The sequence below is a fragment of the Stenotrophomonas sp. MH181796 genome, assembly GCF_009659995.1.
Classification (GTDB): domain Bacteria; phylum Pseudomonadota; class Gammaproteobacteria; order Xanthomonadales; family Xanthomonadaceae; genus Stenotrophomonas; species Stenotrophomonas riyadhensis.
Map to the genome: position 1 here is coordinate 488516 of NZ_RAHU01000004.1, position 17215 is coordinate 505730.

Sequence of the window (17215 nt, forward strand, 5' to 3'; positions counted from 1 at the left end):
GCCGCTTTTGCTTTTGCTCTTCTTATTTCTTTCCGTGGCGGGCGGAACCGCCAGAATGTGTCAGAGGCCGGGCGGGTGGGGATGGCGGGGGTGTCCGCGGCATGGATGCCGCGGCCAAGCCCCCAGGGACGGGTTTACGGCGTCCCCCGGCATCCCCACCCGCCCGGCCAAGCTCACCAATCCAACCGGGCGATCCGCGACCAACCCCACCCCCGCCACGAGGGGCTGCGCCGTTCGCTGAAAATCCATGTAACCGCTTACACGGAAACGGATTTTTGCCGTAGCGGGTATCATGACCGGCTGACTTCACACAGGAGCCACCCGCTCATGCGCCGCAAGATCGTCGCCGGAAACTGGAAGCTGCATGGCAGCCGTCAATTCGCCAATGAACTGCTGGGGCAGGTCGCCGCCGGGCTGCCGCTGGAGGGGGTGGACGTGGTGATCCTGCCGCCGTTGCCGTACCTGGGCGAGCTGGTCGAGGACTTTGGTGATACCGGCCTGGCCTTTGGCGCGCAGGACGTGAGCAGCAACGAGAAGGGCGCCTACACCGGCGAGGTCTGCGCGGCCATGCTGGTCGAGGTCGGCGCCCGCTATGGCCTGGTCGGCCATTCCGAGCGCCGCCAGTACCACCATGAGAGCAGCGAGCTGGTCGCGCGCAAGTTCGCCGCCGCCCAGCACGCCGGCCTGGTGCCGGTGCTGTGCGTGGGCGAGACCCTGGAACAGCGCGAGGCCGGGCAGACCGAAGCGGTCATCGCCAGCCAGCTGGCGCCGGTGCTGGAACTGGTCGGCGCAGCCGGCTTCGCCAAGGCCGTGGTCGCCTACGAACCGGTCTGGGCCATCGGTACCGGCCGTACCGCTACCAAGGAGCAGGCGCAGCAGGTGCACGCGTTCATCCGTGGCGAAGTCGCGCGTATCGATGCTAGAATCGCTGATTCACTGCCCATTGTTTACGGCGGTAGCGTGAAACCCGACAATGCCGGGGAACTGTTCGCGCAGCCGGATGTCGATGGTGGGCTGGTCGGCGGCGCCTCCCTGGTGGCCGCGGACTTCCTGGCCATCGCAAGGGCGGCGGCCGCGAACTAATCCTAGAAGTATTGTCCGAGGGCGGTTTCCAATGCTGATGTTGATCCTCAATGTCGTCTACGTGCTGGTCGCTGTGGCCATGATCGCGCTGATCCTGATGCAGCGTGGTTCGGGTGCGGCGGCGGGTTCGGGCTTTGGTGCCGGTGCCTCGGGTACGGTGTTCGGTGCGCGCGGCGCCTCGAATTTCCTGTCCAAGTCGACCAAGTGGCTGGCCGTCGTGTTCTTCGGCATCAGTCTCTTCATGGCCTGGTATGCCGGTCATGGCAGCCGCCCGGCGGCCGACCAGGATCTGGGTCTGATGTCCGCCCCGGCGGCAGTCGCTCCGGCGGCTCCGGCGGGCGAGCTGCCGGCCGTTCCGAAGGCCGATGCGGTCCCGGTCGCCCCGGTTCCGGCTGCGAATGTGCCGGCTCAGGCGGAATCTTCGGTTTCTGGTGAAGAAAAGCCTTCGGAAGGCTCCCAGAAACGCTGAAGCCGGTTACAATACGCGGCGCATCGGGAAGATAGTCTGATGTGATCGTTTGCCCAGGTGGCGGAATTGGTAGACGCACTACCTTGAGGTGGTAGCGACGCAAGTCGTAGGGGTTCGAGTCCCCTCTTGGGCACCATTTGTAAGTAAAGCGGGTTCGTCTGGCGCGCAAGGCGCCAGGCAGATTCCCGTCCACTCCCCCATGCCAAAGCGCCTGCAGGCGCAGCGGCAGAGGCAAGAGAGAATCGCTGTGCTGGCCGAATATTTGCCGTCTCTGCTGTTTCTGATCGTTGCCACCGGTATCGGCATTACGCTGATGCTGGTTGGTCGATTCCTCGGTCCCCGCCGCCCCGATCTGGAAAAGCTGTCGCCGTACGAGTGCGGCTTCGAGGCCTTCGAAGACGCGCGCATGAAGTTCGACGTGCGCTACTACCTGATCGCGATCCAGTTCATCGTCTTCGACCTGGAAATCATCTTCATCGTGCCGTGGACCCAGGTCTTCATGGAGCTGGGTGCCCGTTCGCTCATCACCATGGGCCTGTTCGTCGGCATGCTGTTCCTCGGTTTCATTTACGTCTGGAAGAAGGGAGCGCTGGAATGGGAGTGATTCAGACTCTCGATGGCCTCATGAACAACCCGTCGCCGGAAGGCCGGGTTGATGACATCCTGCGGCCGGAAGGCGACAACCCGCTGCTGGAAAAGGGCTTCGTCACCACCAGCGTCGACGCACTGCTGAACTGGGCGCGCACCGGCTCGATGTGGCCGATGACCTTTGGCCTGGCCTGCTGCGCGGTCGAGATGATGCACGCCGGCGCCGCGCGCCTGGACCTTGACCGCTACGGCGTGGTGTTCCGTCCGTCGCCGCGTCAGTCCGACGTGATGATCGTGGCCGGTACCCTGGTCAACAAGATGGCCCCGGCGCTGCGCAAGGTCTACGACCAGATGCCGGACCCGAAGTGGGTCATCTCGATGGGTAGCTGCGCCAACGGCGGTGGCTATTACCACTACTCCTATTCTGTGGTGCGCGGCTGTGATCGCGTGGTGCCGGTGGACGTCTACGTCCCGGGCTGCCCGCCGACCGCCGAGGCGCTGGTGTACGGGATCCTGCAGTTGCAGAAGAAGATCTGGCGTACACAGACCATCGCCCGCTGACCCCTTCACCTGACAAGAGCGCGCCAAGCCCCCATGGCAGAGCAAGCATCCTTCATCGACCGACTCTCCGCACGTTTCGCAGGTGCGAAGGTCATCGTGGTCGAACCCCGCGGCGAAGTGACGCTGGAAGTGCCTGCCGCCGAGTGGCACGCCACCGCCCTGGCGCTGCGTGACGAGTTTGGTTTCGAGCAGGCCGTGGATCTCTGCGGCGTCGACTACCTCGGCTATGGCTCCGACGAATGGGACACCGCCGACGTGTCCTCGCAGGGCTTCAGCCGTGGCGTCGAAGGCAAGGCCCAGGGCCGCTTCGCGTGGGGCGAGTTCCCCACCGAGGAAAACGGTGCCGACGGTGCCCGCCCGCAGCACATGCCGACCCAGCGCTTTGCCGTGGTCGCCCAGCTGCGTTCGTACCAGCACAACCTGATGATGCACCTGCGCTGCTTCGCCCCTGACGAAGCGCTGCCGGTAGTGTCCTCGCTGACCGGCATCTGGCCGGGCCTGAACTGGTTCGAGCGCGAAGCGTTCGACCTGTACGGCGTGATCTTCGAAGGCCACCCGGACCTGCGCCGGATCCTGACCGACTACGGTTTCGTCGGCCATCCGTTCCGCAAGGATTTCCCGCTGATCGGCAATGTCGAAGTCCGCTACGACGAAGAAAAGAAGCGCGTGATCTACGAACCGGTCACCTCGGTGGAGCCGCGTGTCGGCGTGCCGCGCGTGATCCGCGACGACGCCCGTCTGCAGACCGCAGAAGGTGAGCGCGCGCAGGAGGCAGTGAAGTGAGCGAGTTCCACCAGGCCCGCGAAGCGTTCGCGAGCAATCCGGCCGAAGCACGGCAGGAAATCCGCAACTACACCATGAACTTCGGCCCGCAGCATCCGGCCGCGCACGGTGTGCTGCGCCTGATCCTGGAAATGGACGGCGAAACCATCATGCGCGCCGACCCGCACGTGGGTCTGCTGCACCGTGGTACCGAAAAGCTGGCCGAGTCCAAGCCGTTCAACCAGTCGATCGGCTACATGGATCGCCTGGACTACGTGTCGATGATGTGCAACGAGCACGCCTACGTGCGCGCGATCGAGACCCTGATGGGCATCGAGGCGCCGGAGCGTGCGCAGTACATCCGCACCATGTACGACGAAATCACCCGCATCCTCAACCACCTGATGTGGCTGGGTTCCAACGCGCTCGACCTGGGTGCGATGGCGGTGATGCTGTACGCCTTCCGCGAGCGCGAAGAGCTGATGGACTGCTATGAAGCGGTCTCCGGCGCGCGCATGCACGCGGCGTACTACCGTCCGGGCGGTGTCTACCGCGACCTGCCGGACCACATGCCGAAGTACAAGGAATCGCGCTGGCACAAGGGCAAGGCGCTGAAGCAGCTCAATGCTTCGCGCGAGGGCTCGCTGCTGGACTTCCTGGAGAACTTCACCGTCGAGTTCCCCAAGCGCATCGACGAATACGAAACCCTGCTGACCGACAACCGTATCTGGAAGCAGCGTACCGTCGGCATCGGCGTGGTCACTCCGGAACTGGCCCACCAGTGGGGCATGACCGGCGTGATGCTGCGCGGCTCGGGCATCGCCTGGGACCTGCGCAAGAAGCGTCCGTATGCCAAGTACGATGCCGTCGATTTCGACATCCCGCTGGGCAAGGAAGGCGACTGCTACGACCGTTACCTGGTCCGCGTTGCCGAAATGCGCGAGTCCAACCGCATCATCAAGCAGTGCGTGGCATGGCTGAAGGCCAACCCCGGCCCGGTCATGGTCAAGAACTTCAAGGTCGCTCCGCCCAAGCGCGAGGACATGAAGGACGACATGGAAGCGCTGATCCACCACTTCAAGCTGTTCAGCGAAGGCTATTGCGTGCCGGCCGGCGAGACCTATGCGGCAGTGGAAGCGCCCAAGGGCGAGTTCGGCTGCTACCTGGTCTCCGACGGCGCCAACAAGCCGTTCCGCGTGCACCTGCGCGCACCGGGCTTCGCCCACCTGTCCTCGATCGATTCGATCGTGCGCGGCCACATGCTGGCCGACGTGGTGGCGATGATCGGTACCTACGACCTGGTGTTCGGCGAGGTTGACCGGTAATGCCGTCCGCCACGCCAACGCCCGCTGCAGGCAGCCGGCGCAAGCCGGCGCCGCAGTTTCTGGAATTTCACGTTATGCATTTCGCTGAGGTCGGCCGATGAAGGCGACAGGTAATTTCGAGGCGGCGCGCGACGTCGACCCGATGGTGGTGCTGAGCGACAAGACCCGCGCTCACATCGATCACTGGCTGTCCAAGTTCCCGCCGGACCGCAAGCGCTCTGCCGTGCTGCAGGGCCTGCATGCGGCCCAGGAGCAGAACCAGGGCTGGCTGACCGACGAACTGATCGCCGGCGTGGCCAAGTACCTCGACCTGCCGCCGGTGTGGGCCTACGAGGTCGCCAGCTTCTACTCGATGTTCGAGACCGAGAAGGTGGGCCGCAACAACGTGGCCATCTGCACCAACATCAGCTGCTGGCTCAATGGCGCCGAGGACATCGTCCGCCATTGCGAGAAGAAGCTGGGCATCAAGCACGGTGAATCGACCCCGGACGGCCGCGTCTACCTCAAGCGCGAGGAAGAGTGCCTGGCCGGCTGCGGTGGCGCGCCGATGATGGTCATCAACGGTCACTACCATGAGCGTCTGACCCTGGAAAAGGTCGACGAGCTGCTGGACGGGCTGGAGTAAGGGCATGGCACATCACCACGAATCCAAGGGTCCGGTCGGCCCCGCGCCGCTGCCGCACCAGGTGGTCTACACCACCCTGCATTACGACACCCCGTGGTCGTACGAAAGCTACCTGAAGACCGGTGGCTACGCTGCCCTGCGCAAGATCCTCGAAGAGAAGATCCCGCCGGAGCAGGTCATCGAGATGGTCAAGGCCTCGGGCCTGCGCGGGCGCGGTGGCGCAGGCTTCCCGACCGGCCTGAAGTGGTCCTTCATGCCCAAGGGCAACATGCAGAAGTACATCCTCTGCAACTCGGACGAATCCGAGCCGGGCACCTGCAAGGACCGCGACATCCTGCGCTACAACCCGCATTCGGTGGTGGAAGGCATGGCGATCGCCTGCTACGCCACCGGTTCGACCGTGGGTTACAACTACCTGCGCGGTGAGTTCCACCACGAGCCGTTCGAGCACTTCGAGCAGGCCCTGGCCGACGCCTATGCAAATGGCTGGCTGGGCAAGAACGTGATGGGCTCGGGCGTGGACATCGACATCTACGGTGCGCTGGGCGCCGGTGCGTACATCTGCGGCGAAGAAACCGCGCTGATGGAATCGCTGGAAGGCAAGAAGGGCCAGCCGCGCTACAAGCCGCCGTTCCCGGCCAACTTCGGCCTGTACGGCAAGCCGTCGACGATCAACAACACCGAAACCTACGGTTCGGTGCCGGCGATCATCCGCAACGGTCCGGAGTGGTTCAAGGGCCTGAGCCTGACCGCCAACGGCGGTCCGAAGTGCTTCTCGGTGTCCGGCTGCGTGCAGAACGGCGGCAACTTCGAAGTGCCGCTGGGCACCAAATTCCACGACCTGCTGGAAATGGCCGGTGGCCTGCGTCCGGGCCGTACCCTCAAGGGCGCGATCCCGGGCGGCGTGTCGATGCCGGTACTGACCGCGGCCGAGCTGAAGGATCTGCCGATGGACTACGACACCATCCGTGCGCTGGGCTCCGGCCTGGGTTCGGGTGCGATCGTGGTGCTGGACGACAGCGTCTGCTGCGTCAAGTTCGCCTGCCGCATCAGCCAGTTCTTCCACAAGGAATCGTGCGGCCAGTGCACCCCGTGCCGTGAAGGCACCGGCTGGATGCACCGCGTGCTGGAGCGCATCGTCGCCGGCAAGGCCACGATGGAAGACCTGCACCAGCTGAAGGCGGTGGCCGGCCAGATCGAAGGCCACACCATCTGTGCGTTCGGTGAAGCGGCTGCATGGCCCATCCAGGGCTTCCTGCGCCAGTTCTGGGACGAATTCGAGTACTACATCGTCAACGGTCATTCGATGGTTGACGGCAAGAAGGTGGAGGCAGCCGCCGCATGAGCGCGCAACCCGTAAACCCGAACGTGCCACCGGATCACGTGACCATCGAAATCGATGGCAAGTCGCTGGTCGTGCCCAAGGGTTCGATGATCATCCAGGCGGCCGACAAGGCCGGCATTTCGATTCCGCGCTTCTGCTACCACGAGAAGCTGCCGATCGCCGCCAACTGCCGCATGTGCCTGGTGGACGTGGAAAAGTCGCCGAAGCCGGCGCCGGCCTGTGCCACCCCGGTGATGGATGGCATGAAGGTCGCCACCCGCAGCGAGAAGGCACTGAAGTTCCAGCGCTCGGTGATGGAGTTCCTGCTCATCAACCACCCGCTGGACTGCCCGATCTGTGATCAGGGCGGCGAGTGCGAGCTGCAGGACGTGTCGCTGGGCTATGGCCGTTCGGTCAGCCGCTTCAACGAGCGCAAGCGCGTGGTGCCGGACGAGGACATGGGCCCGCTGGTCGCCACCGAGATGACCCGCTGCATCCAGTGCACCCGCTGCGTCCGCTTCACCGCCGACGTTGCCGGTACCTATGAACTGGGTGGCATGTACCGCGGTGAGAACCTGCAGATCGGTACCTTCGACGGCAAGCCGCTGACCACCGAGCTGTCCGGCAACGTCGTCGACGTCTGCCCGGTCGGCGCGCTGACCAACAAGGTGTTCCAGTTCCGCGCCCGCCCGTGGGAACTGACCGCGCGCGAATCGCTGGGTTACCACGACGCGATGGGTTCGAACCTGTTCCTGCACGTGCGTCGCGGCGAAGTGCTGCGCACCGTGCCGCGCGACAACGAAGCGGTGAACGAGTGCTGGCTGTCCGACCGTGACCGCTACTCGCACCAGGGCCTGTACAGCGAAGACCGTGCGGTCAAGCCGCTGCGCAAGGTCAATGGCGAGTGGAAGGAAGTGAGCTGGGCCGAAGGCCTGGCCGCGGCCGCCGAGATCCTCAAGGCCAACCAGGGCGACAACCTGGGCGTGCTGGTGCACCCGTCCACCTCGAACGAGGAAGGCGCGCTGCTGGCCCGCCTGGCCAAGGGCCTGGGCTCGAGCAACATCGACCACCGCATCAACAACCGCGATTTCTCCGACGCCGCAACCGCCGAAGTGTTCGGCCTGCCGCTCGCCGAGATCGAAGGCGCCGACCGCATCGTCGTTCTGGGCAGCAACATCCGCCACGAACTGCCGCTGCTGCACGCCCGCCTGCGCAAGGCGCAGACCACCAACGGCGCGAAGATCCACGTCGTCAACCCGGTGGACTTCGACTTCGCCTTCAGCATCGCCGGCAAGCAGATCGTCGCGCCGTCGAAGTTCGTCGACGCGCTGGCCAACGCCGAGCTGCGTTCGGCGGTGCAGGGCGGCAACAACACCGTGCTGATCGTCGGTGGCATCGCCGAAAACCATCCGCAGGCTGCCGCGATCCGCGCCGCCGCGCGTGACTTCGCCGCTGCGACCGGTGCCAAGCTGTGCCGCATCCCGCAGGGTGCCAACGCCGTTGGCCTGACCCGCGCAGGCGTGCTGCCGGCCGGCAAGGACGTCGCCGCAATGCTGGCGCAGCCGCGCCAGGCCTACGTGGTGTACGGCCTGGAGCCGGGTCTGGACTTCGCCGACGCCCCCGCCGCGCGCAAGGCGCTGGTCGGCGCCAAGGTGGTGGCCTTCAGCCAGTTCGCCTGCGTCTCCACCCGCGACGTTGCCGACGTGATCCTGCCGATCGGTGCGCTGCCGGAAATCGACGCCACCCTGACCAACCTCGATGGTCGCGAGCAGTCGGCGCGTGCCGGCGGCAAGCTGCCGGGCGAGGCCCGTGAGGGCTGGCGCGTGCTGCGCGCCCTGGGCGGTGAGCTGGCGGTAGCCGGTTTCGACTTCACCGACCTGGCCGGCCTGCGCGCCAGCCTGGCCCCGGTGTCGGTCGCCGTTGCCGCCTCGGCACAGCCGGTGGTTGCCGGCGAAGGCCTGGAAGTGGCTTCGACCGCCGCGATCTACCGCACCGATGCGGTGGTCCGTCGCGCCCCGGCGCTGCAGTCGCATCCGCTCAACAACGCCCCGCGCATCGTGCTGAACGCTGAAGATGCCGCTCGCCTGCAGCTGCAGGAAGGGCAGATGGCCAAGGTCGGCACCGATGCCGGCAAGGCCACCCTGCCGGTGGTGATCGACGCCCGCGTCGCTGCGGGTTCGGTCTGGATTGAATCGGGCCACGGCGCGACCGCGCCGCTGGGTGCCGCTCGCGTAACGGTGGTGGCTGCATGAACGAATTGCTGTTGAACGCGGTCGATCCGCTGCACCAGTGGCTGCTTGGCCTTGGTGACATCGGCGCGCTGATCTGGATCATCCTGAAGATCCTGGTGATCACCGTTCCGGTGATCATCTCGGTGGCCTTCTACGTGGTCTGGGAACGCAAGCTGATCGGCTGGATGCACGTCCGCCACGGCCCGATGTACGTGGGCATGGGCATCTTCCAGGCCTTCGCCGACGTCTTCAAGCTGCTGTTCAAGGAAGTGGTCCAGCCGAGCAGCGCCAACAAGGCGATCTACCTGCTGGCCCCGCTGATCACCCTGGCCCCGGCCTTCGCGGCCTGGTCGGTGGTTCCCTTCGATTCGCAGATCGTGCTGTCCAACGCCAACGCCGGCCTGCTGTACCTGCTGGCGATGACCTCGCTGGGCATCTACGGCATCATCCTGGCCGGTTGGGCATCCAACTCGAAGTATGCGTTCCTGGGTGCGATGCGCGCCTCGGCGCAGATGATCAGCTACGAAATCGCCATGGGCTTCGCCCTGGTCGGCGTGATGATCGCGTCGGGCAGCCTGAACCTGAGCAACATCGTGATGGCGCAGGCCGGCAATTCCGGTTTCTTCGACTGGTTCCTGCTGCCGCTGTTCCCGCTGTTCGTCATCTACTGGGTGTCGGGCGTTGCCGAAACCAACCGCGCGCCGTTCGACGTGGTGGAAGGTGAATCGGAAATCGTCGCTGGCCACATGGTCGAGTACTCGGGCGGTGCGTTCGCGCTGTTCTTCCTGGCCGAATACGCCAACATGATCCTGATCAGCTTCCTGATCTCGATCTTCTTCCTCGGCGGCTGGCTGAGCCCCATCCAGGGCTGGGTCAACTTCGGCGACGTCTCGCCGCTGGTCGACTGGATCTGGAAGGGCGGTGCACCGTGGCTGTTCGTCAAGGTGTTCTTCTTCGCCAGTGCCTACATCTGGTTCCGTGCCAGCTTCCCGCGCTTCCGCTATGACCAGATCATGCGCCTGGGCTGGAAGGTCTTCATCCCGCTGGCCATTCTGTGGATCGCGGTTACCGCCGTCATGGTGTTCTTCGGCGTGATTCAAAAGGGCGTCTAAGTGATGAACAGGATTACCCATTACTTCAAGAGCCTGCTGCTGCTCGAACTCCTGGGTGGCCTTTGGCTGACGCTGAAGTACAGCTTCAAGCCCAAGTACACGATGATGTACCCGATGGAGAAGTTCCCGCAGTCGCCGCGCTTCCGTGGCCTGCACGCCCTGCGCCGTTACCCCAACGGTGAAGAGCGCTGCATCGCCTGCAAGCTGTGCGAAGCGGTGTGCCCGGCGCTGGCCATCACCATCGACTCGGCCAAGCGCGAAGACGGCACCCGCCGTACCACGCGCTATGACATCGATCTGTTCAAGTGCATCTTCTGTGGCTTCTGCGAAGAAAGCTGCCCGGTGGACTCGATCGTCGAAACCCACATCCTCGAGTATCACTTCGAGAATCGTGGCGAAAACATCGTTACCAAGCCGCAGCTGCTGGCCCTGGGCGACCGTCTCGAGTCCGAGATCGCCGAGCGTCGCGCCGCCGATGCCGCTTACCGCTGAGGTCGAGAGATGGATTGGGTAAATATCGCTTTCTGGGTGTTCGCCATCGCGGCAACGGTTTCGGCCGGTGCGGTGATCAGCGTGCGCAACCCGGTTCACGCCGTGCTCTGCCTGGTGCTGACCTTCTTCTCCATTGCCTGCGTGTGGCTGCTGGTCGGCGCCGAGTTCCTCGGCGTGGCGCTGGTGCTGGTCTACGTCGGCGCGGTGATGGTGCTGTTCCTGTTCGTGGTGATGATGCTCGACATCGACCCCACCAAGCTGCGTGAGGGCTGGGTCCGCTACCTGCCGGTCGGTCTCATTGTTGCCGTGGCGATGCTGGTGCAGATGCTGATCCTGATCGGCGTGAAGGGCAGGGCGGTCAACCCGTTCCCGGCCGACAACGCCGCCGCGGTCGCTGCCGACAGCTCCAACGTCACCTGGCTGGCGCGTACGCTGTTCACCGAGTACCTGCTGCCGTTCGAGTTCGCCGCCGTCATCCTGACCGTGGCCGTGGTTGCCGCCGTGATGCTGACCCTGCGCCGCCGTACCGGCGTGAAGAGCCAGAACCCGGGTGAGCAGACCATGGTCAAGGCCGGCCAGCGCCTGCGCATGGTCAAGATGGGCGCCGAAGCGCCGGTCGTGCACAGCAACAGCAAGCCGGCCGCCGGCGAGGAGACCCAGCCGTGATTACCCTTGGCCACATCCTTGCGCTGGGCGCGGTGCTGTTCGCCATCAGCCTGGCCGGCATCTTCCTCAACCGGAAGAACGTCATCGTCCTGCTGATGTCGATCGAACTGATGCTGCTGTCGGTGAACATCAACTTCGTCGGCTTCTCGCGTCAGCTGGGCGATCCGTCCGGCCAGCTGTTCGTGTTCTTCATCCTGACCGTCGCCGCCGCGGAAGCCGCCATCGGCCTGGCGATCCTGGTGACCCTGTTCCGTACCCGCCGCACGATCAATGTCGGCGAAGTCGATTCGTTGAAGGGCTGATCCACAGATGGAAATCACTCTCTCCAAGAGTCTGTTGATCGCAGTGGTGCTTGCACCGCTGTTCGGCAGCATCATCGCCGGCCTGTTCGGTCGCCAGGTCAAGCGCTTCGGCGCGCAGACCATCACCATCCTCGGCGTCGCGGTGGCCTGCGGCCTGTCGATGTACACGCTCTACCAGCTGCTCTGGGGCGGCGCGCAGCCGTTCAACCAGAACATCTACACGTTCTTCGAAGTCGGCCAGTACTCGGCCCACGTCGGCTTCATGGTCGACAAGCTGACCGCGATGATGATGGTGGTGGTGACCTTCGTGTCGCTGCTGGTCCACATCTACACGATCGGCTACATGCAGGACGATCCGGGCTACCAGCGGTTCTTCAGCTACATCTCGCTGTTCACCTTCTCGATGCTCACCCTGGTGATGAGCAACAACTTCCTGCAGCTGTTCTTCGGCTGGGAAGCGGTGGGCCTGGTGTCGTACCTGCTGATCGGCTTCTGGTTCAAGCGCCCGACCGCGATCTTCGCCAACATGAAGGCGTTCCTGGTCAACCGCGTTGGTGACTTCGGCTTCCTGCTGGGCATCGCCGGCGTGCTGTGGGTGTTCGGCACCCTGGACTACTCGCAGGTGTTCTCGCAGGCCGGCATGCTGGCTGACCCGCGCGCCCAGCTGCAGATCTGGGACGGCACCCTGTTCGGCATGCAGCTGCTGAACGAGCCGGTGATCTGGTCGATCGCCACCGTCATCTGCATCTGCCTGTTCATCGGTGCCATGGGCAAGTCGGCCCAGGTTCCGCTGCACGTGTGGCTGCCGGATTCGATGGAAGGCCCGACCCCGATCTCGGCGCTGATCCACGCCGCGACGATGGTGACCGCCGGTATCTTCATGGTCACCCGCATGTCGCCGCTGTTCGAGCTGTCGCAGACCGCGCTGAACTTCATCCTGTTCATCGGTGCCACCACGGCCTTCTTCACCGGCCTGATCGGCATCGTGCAGAACGACATCAAGCGCGTCGTCGCGTACTCCACGCTGTCGCAGCTGGGCTACATGACGGTTGCACTGGGCGTGTCGGCGTACTCGGCCGCCGTGTTCCACCTGATGACCCACGCCTTCTTCAAGGCGCTGCTGTTCCTGGGCGCCGGCTCGGTCATCATCGCGATGCACCACGAGCAGGACATGCGCAAGATGGGCGGCCTGCGCAAGTACATGCCGATCACGTTCGTCACCATGTGGATCGGTACCCTGGCCCTGGTCGGTACGCCGTTCTTCTCCGGCTTCTACTCGAAGGACACCATCATCGAGGCGGCCGAGATCCACGCCCACATGCAGAACAGCTGGGTGGCCACCTATGGCTACTGGGCAGTGCTGGGTGGCGTGCTGGTGACCAGCTTCTACAGCTTCCGCCTGCTGTTCCTGACCTTCCACGGCAAGGAGCGCTTCCGCGACGCGCATGATGATCACGGCCATGGCCATGACGATCATCACGCCGCCGACGCCCACCACGGCGATGCCCATGACGACCACGGCCATGGCCACGGTGCGCATGAGCCGCACGAAACCCCGTGGGTGGTGACGCTGCCGCTGATCCTGCTGGCCATTCCGTCGATCGCCATCGGTTTCTTCAGCATCGGTCCGATGCTGCACGGCACCGACTGGGCCGGCCACCATGCGCACGAGGCCATCAAGGGCCAGGCGCAGACGTTCTTCACCGGCATCGTGAATTTCTACGATCCGGCCAAGAACACCGTTGGCTTCCTGGGCGAAGAGTTCCATGGTCCGGTGGCGTTCGCGCTGCACGGCATGATGCTGCCGCCGTTCTGGCTGACCCTGGCGGGCTTCCTGCTGGCTGCACTGTTCTACCTGTGGAAGCCGGACCTGTCGGGCAAGGCGCGCAAGACCTTCGCCCCGCTGGTGTCGGTGCTGGAAAACAAGTACGGCTTCGACAAGCTGTGGATCGATGGCTTTGCCGGTGGCAGCGTCAAGCTGGGCAAGGTCGCACGCTGGATCGACAGCAACATCGTCGACGGCGTGGTCAATCTTTCGGCACGTGTTGTGGACGTCGCAGCCGGCGTGCTGCGTCGTACCCAATCCGGTTTCCTCTATCACTACGCCTTCGCGATGATCATCGGCCTGATTGCCCTTCTGGGCGTGCTGATGCATTACCTGCGTTGATGACCTGTACGGAATAAGAAGACGTGTCGAACTGGCCTCTACTCAGTGTCCTCATCTGGCTGCCGATCATCGGTGGTGCCCTGATCCTTGCGATCCGTGATGCGCAGACCGCCCGCTGGGCGTCGCTGGGCGTAGCGGTGCTGACGTTCGTGGCGAGCCTCTCGCTGCTGAGCGGCTACAACGCGGGCATCGACGGTCTGCAGTTCGTCGAGACGCATGCCTGGATCCCGGCGTACAAGATCGGCTACAACCTGGGCGTGGACGGCATCGCCGTGGCGCTGATCCTGCTGACCACCCTGGTCAGCGTGCTTGCCCTGATCGGCGCCTGGAGCGCCATCGACAAGCGCGTCAACCAGTACGTGGCCGCCTTCCTGATCCTGGAAGGCGTCACGGTCGGTATCTTCTCGGCCACGGACGCGATGCTGTTCTACGTGTTCTTCGAGGCGATGCTGATCCCGATGTTCCTGATCATCGGTGTCTGGGGCGGCCCGCGCCGCATCTACGCCGCGCTGAAGTTCTTCCTGTACACCTTCCTCGGCTCGGTGCTGATGCTGGTGGCGCTGATCTACCTGTACATGAAGGGGGGCAGCTTCCAGCTGGCCGACCTGTACGCGCTGCCGCTGTCGGCCAAGGAACAGACCTGGATCTTCTTCGCCTTCCTGATCGCCTTCGCGGTCAAGGTGCCGATGTTCCCGGTCCACACCTGGCTGCCGGATGCCCACGTGGAAGCGCCGACCGCCGGTTCGGTGATCCTGGCCGCCATCGCCCTGAAGATCGGTGGCTACGGCTTCCTGCGCTTCAACCTGCCGATCGTCCCGGACGCGTCGCAGGAATGGGCGTGGCTGGTGATCGCGCTGTCGCTGATCGCGGTGATCTACGTCGGCCTCGTCGCCCTGGTGCAGGACGACATGAAGAAGCTGATCGCCTATTCGTCGATCGCGCACATGGGCTTCGTCACTCTGGGCACGTTCATTGCCCTGTGGCTGGTGCGTGAAGCCGGCAACGCCGATGCCGCCCGCCTGGGCCTGCAGGGCGCCATGGTGCAGATGATCTCGCACGGCTTCGTGTCGGGCGCGATGTTCTCCTGCGTCGGCGTGCTGTACGACCGCATGCACAGCCGCCGCATCGCCGATTACGGCGGCGTGGTCAACGTGATGCCGTGGTTCGCCACCTTCGCCATGCTGTTCTTCATGGCCAACGCGGGCCTGCCGGGTACCAGTGGTTTCGTCGGCGAGTTCATGGTCATCCTGTCGGCCTTCCAGCGTAATCCGTGGATCGCGCTGGGCGCGGCCACCACCCTGATCATCGGCGCCGCCTACACCCTGTGGCTGTACAAGCGCATCTTCTTCGGTGAAGTGGCCAACAGCCATGTTGCCGAACTGAAGGACATCAACGGCCGCGAATGGCTGGTGCTGGGCGTGTTCGCCATCGGCGTGCTGGCCCTGGGCATCTACCCCAAGCCGCTGACCGACCTGATGGAGCCCTCGATCGCGAAGCTGGCGATGCAGATCGCATCCAGCAAGCTGCTGTAATTCCAGGATTTGATGATGACCACCTCGCCGCTGCTGCCATTGACCGCCGCTGACCTGCCACCGCTCGCTCCCGAGCTGGTGCTGATCGGCAGCGCCTTCGCCCTGATGATCCTCGACCTGTTCGTCAGCAACCGGAACAAGATCGTCACCCACCTGTTCTCGCTCGCTGCGCTGGCCGTGGTGCTGTTCATGCTGGCCACCGGCGTGGGCGGGCAGGGGGAGGTCTTCCATGGCATGTTCGTGCGTGATACCGCCGCGGACGTGATGAAGACCGGGATCGTGCTGCTCAGCGGCCTGACCCTGGTCTACGGCTGGCGCTACCTGCGCGATCGCAACCTGTTCCAGGGCGAGATCCCGGTGCTGATCCTGTTCGGCACCGCCGGCATGATGATCCTGGTCTCGGCCGGCAGCCTGCTGATGGTCTACCTGGGCCTGGAACTGCTGGCGCTGTGCTCCTACGCCCTGGTCGCCAGCAACCGTGAGAACGGCCTGGCCTCGGAAGCGGCGATGAAGTACATCGTGCTGGGTTCGCTGGCCTCCGGCCTGCTGCTGTACGGCATGTCGCTGATCTACGGCGCCACCGGCAGCCTCCACCTCGACGTCATCCGCGAGGCCATCCCGCACTCGGAAGAGCGCGTGCTGCTGATCACCGGTGCGGTGTTCATGATCGCCGGCGTCGCCTTCAAGCTGGGTGCCGCGCCGTTCCACATGTGGCTGCCGGACGTGTATCAGGGTGCCCCGGCACCGATCGCACTGTTCATCAGCTCGGCGCCGAAGCTGGCCGCCTTCGGCATGGCCTACCGCCTGCTGGAAATGGGCGTGGGCCCGCTGTCGACCGAACTGCAGCTGCTGATCGCCGGCCTGGCCGCGGTCTCGCTGGTCATCGGCAACCTGATGGCCATCGCGCAAAGCAACCTCAAGCGCATGCTGGCGTTCTCCACCGTCTCGCACATCGGCTTCCTGCTGATGGGCATTGCCGGTGGCGGTTCGCAGGGCTATGCCGCCGCACTGTTCTACGCACTGGCCTACGCCATCATGTCGACCGCCGCCTTCGGCGCGATCATCGCGCTGTCGCGTGCCGGCTTCGAAGCCGAGAACATCGAAGACTTCAAGGGCCTCAACGCCCGCAACCCGTGGATGGCCGGCCTGGTGCTGTGCATCATGGCGTCGCTGGCCGGCATCCCGCCGTTCCTGGGCTTCTGGACCAAGCTGGCGGTGCTGGGCGCGGCCGTCAACGGGGGCCTGCTGTGGCTGGCCATCCTTGGCGTGCTGTGTGCCGTGGTCGGCTGCTTCTACTACCTGCGCGTCATCAAGGTCATGTACTTCGATGAGCCGGTGGGCGAGGCCATGCCGCGCAGCAACGACCGTGTGCTGGGCCTGGTGCTGGGCGTGAACGCGCTGGCGCTGCTGGCGCTGGGCCTGGCCTGGAACCCGATCATGGTCTGGTGCCAGCAGGCATTTGCGCATCTTGCATAAAAGTTGACACAAAGCTGCGCGATTCGTGTAATATGCGCAGCCTGAGTTGTCACTGCAGCGGTTCAGCCAGAACATCGTTGCGGTAGCCCTCCTCGAAAGAGCAGGGCAGCAGTTCAAACACTTCCGGTGCGGGGTGGAGCAGTCTGGCAGCTCGTCGGGCTCATAACCCGAAGGTCGCAGGTTCAAATCCTGCCCCCGCTACCAACACATCGAATCGGCGCCAACCAGTTCGATGAATGAGGAAAAGCTTGCAGGTTTTGAAGTTATGCCTCATAATTCCGCTTCTGATGCGGGGTGGAGCAGTCTGGCAGCTCGTCGGGCTCATAACCCGAAGGTCGCAGGTTCAAATCCTGCCCCCGCTACCAAGTAAAGAGATCGCCTTCGAAGTCCTGCTTCGAGGGCGTTTTTCTTTGGGGCCTGCATCGTTTCTGCGTGATTGGGGTCAGATCCCTTTTCCCGTGGAAAAGGGATCTGACCCCGGGTCCGCACCTTGCACCAGC

The 17215-nt window shown here is 64.4% G+C and carries 16 protein-coding genes and 3 tRNA genes; all 19 read left to right on the forward strand.

The annotated features are described in order from the left end of the window. Positions 1–327: 327 nt before the first annotated feature. The 19 genes from tpiA to D5301_RS12525 all read left to right on the forward strand — a co-directional run bounded on the left by tpiA (position 328) and on the right by D5301_RS12525 (position 17080). Positions 328–1083, forward strand: a complete 756-nt coding sequence (tpiA, locus tag D5301_RS12435; RefSeq protein WP_153855817.1) for a triose-phosphate isomerase — start codon at positions 328–330, stop codon at positions 1081–1083. 31 nt (positions 1084–1114) lie between these two features. After that, a complete protein-coding gene (gene secG / locus D5301_RS12440; protein WP_153855818.1) occupies positions 1115–1552 on the forward strand; it encodes a preprotein translocase subunit SecG in 438 nt (145 codons plus the stop codon). 51 nt (positions 1553–1603) lie between these two features. After that, positions 1604–1688 (forward strand) — tRNA-Leu (locus D5301_RS12445). Positions 1689–1799: 111 nt separating this feature from the next. Continuing rightward, positions 1800–2156 carry an NADH-quinone oxidoreductase subunit A gene (locus tag D5301_RS12450; RefSeq protein WP_008265012.1) on the forward strand — a complete coding sequence of 119 codons (357 nt, stop codon included), beginning with the start codon at positions 1800–1802 and terminating at the stop codon, positions 2154–2156. Next, on the forward strand, positions 2147–2701 hold the full coding sequence (locus tag D5301_RS12455; protein WP_005417936.1) for an NADH-quinone oxidoreductase subunit B: 555 nt from the start codon (positions 2147–2149) through the stop codon (positions 2699–2701). Before D5301_RS12450 ends, D5301_RS12455 begins: the two co-directional genes overlap by 10 nt. A gap of 33 nt (positions 2702–2734) precedes the next feature. After that, a complete protein-coding gene (locus D5301_RS12460) occupies positions 2735–3484 on the forward strand; it encodes an NADH-quinone oxidoreductase subunit C (protein WP_005410462.1) in 750 nt (249 codons plus the stop codon). Beyond that, positions 3481–4788, forward strand: a complete 1308-nt coding sequence (locus D5301_RS12465) for an NADH-quinone oxidoreductase subunit D (protein ID WP_110712985.1) — start codon at positions 3481–3483, stop codon at positions 4786–4788. The genes D5301_RS12460 and D5301_RS12465 overlap by 4 nt, the downstream gene beginning before the upstream one ends. Positions 4789–4885: 97 nt before the next feature. Then, positions 4886–5413: an NADH-quinone oxidoreductase subunit NuoE gene (gene nuoE / locus D5301_RS12470; protein WP_005410460.1), complete on the forward strand. Its 528-nt coding sequence runs from the start codon at positions 4886–4888 to the stop codon at positions 5411–5413. Between the two features lie 4 nt (positions 5414–5417). Further along, the gene (nuoF, locus tag D5301_RS12475) at positions 5418–6758 is read left to right on the forward strand and encodes an NADH-quinone oxidoreductase subunit NuoF (protein WP_005410459.1); all 1341 of its coding nucleotides are present in this window, start codon (positions 5418–5420) and stop codon (positions 6756–6758) included. Continuing rightward, positions 6755–8989, forward strand: coding sequence for an NADH-quinone oxidoreductase subunit NuoG (nuoG, locus tag D5301_RS12480; protein ID WP_006381130.1), 2235 nt, complete (start codon positions 6755–6757; stop codon positions 8987–8989). Before nuoF ends, nuoG begins: the two co-directional genes overlap by 4 nt. Continuing rightward, a complete protein-coding gene (gene nuoH, locus D5301_RS12485; protein WP_006381129.1) occupies positions 8986–10080 on the forward strand; it encodes an NADH-quinone oxidoreductase subunit NuoH in 1095 nt (364 codons plus the stop codon). Before nuoG ends, nuoH begins: the two co-directional genes overlap by 4 nt. A 3-nt stretch (positions 10081–10083) precedes the next feature. Next, positions 10084–10572: an NADH-quinone oxidoreductase subunit NuoI gene (nuoI, locus tag D5301_RS12490; protein ID WP_006381128.1), complete on the forward strand. Its 489-nt coding sequence runs from the start codon at positions 10084–10086 to the stop codon at positions 10570–10572. Positions 10573–10581: 9 nt separating this feature from the next. Continuing rightward, positions 10582–11238, forward strand: a complete 657-nt coding sequence (locus D5301_RS12495; protein WP_032128645.1) for an NADH-quinone oxidoreductase subunit J — start codon at positions 10582–10584, stop codon at positions 11236–11238. Next, on the forward strand, positions 11235–11540 hold the full coding sequence (nuoK, locus tag D5301_RS12500; RefSeq protein WP_005417921.1) for an NADH-quinone oxidoreductase subunit NuoK: 306 nt from the start codon (positions 11235–11237) through the stop codon (positions 11538–11540). Before D5301_RS12495 ends, nuoK begins: the two co-directional genes overlap by 4 nt. A gap of 7 nt (positions 11541–11547) precedes the next feature. Beyond that, positions 11548–13707, forward strand: a complete 2160-nt coding sequence (gene nuoL / locus D5301_RS12505) for an NADH-quinone oxidoreductase subunit L (protein ID WP_110712983.1) — start codon at positions 11548–11550, stop codon at positions 13705–13707. 23 nt (positions 13708–13730) lie between these two features. Then, positions 13731–15239, forward strand: coding sequence for an NADH-quinone oxidoreductase subunit M (locus tag D5301_RS12510; protein WP_049437087.1), 1509 nt, complete (start codon positions 13731–13733; stop codon positions 15237–15239). 15 nt (positions 15240–15254) lie between these two features. Further along, positions 15255–16715, forward strand: a complete 1461-nt coding sequence (nuoN, locus tag D5301_RS12515) for an NADH-quinone oxidoreductase subunit NuoN (RefSeq protein ID WP_032128648.1) — start codon at positions 15255–15257, stop codon at positions 16713–16715. Positions 16716–16842: 127 nt separating this feature from the next. After that, positions 16843–16919: transfer RNA gene (locus D5301_RS12520), tRNA-Met, on the forward strand. Positions 16920–17003: 84 nt separating this feature from the next. Then, positions 17004–17080: transfer RNA gene (locus D5301_RS12525), tRNA-Met, on the forward strand. Positions 17081–17215: the final 135 nt, after the last annotated feature.